Annotated in this window: 1 pseudogene; it reads left to right on the forward strand. The window is 66.3% G+C overall.

The window, feature by feature from the left end:
• Positions 1-368, forward strand: a pseudogene (locus tag EN859_RS35920) (peptide ABC transporter substrate-binding protein); the annotation flags it as partial.

Raw genomic sequence — 368 nt, forward strand, 5'->3', positions numbered from 1 at the left:
ATCGACGCCGCTCGCAGAAATCTCAGCGCAATCGAAAATTCCGCTATCGACGAATTGCTCGCCGGCAGGATCGGCCGACGCGAATTCCTGCGCCACGGCAGCGTGCTCGGCCTCTCCCTGCCCTTCCTCGGCGGCATCGCTTCGGCGATCGGCCTCGGCACTCCGCAAGCGCGCGCCGAAGGCAAGCCCGGCGGCACTGTGCGCGCCGGCATAGCCGTGCCCGGCGGCGCCATCGACCCGGTCACTTACTATGACAGCGGCAGCTACCAGCTGGTCTTCCAGGTGGCCGAATTCCTGTGCGTGACACAGCCCGACCTGACGCTGAAGCCGGTGCTGGCCGAAAGCTGGTCGCCCAATGCCGATAGATC

Source organism: Mesorhizobium sp. M00.F.Ca.ET.216.01.1.1, from assembly GCF_004010325.2.
Taxonomy (GTDB): Bacteria; Pseudomonadota; Alphaproteobacteria; order Rhizobiales; family Rhizobiaceae; genus Mesorhizobium.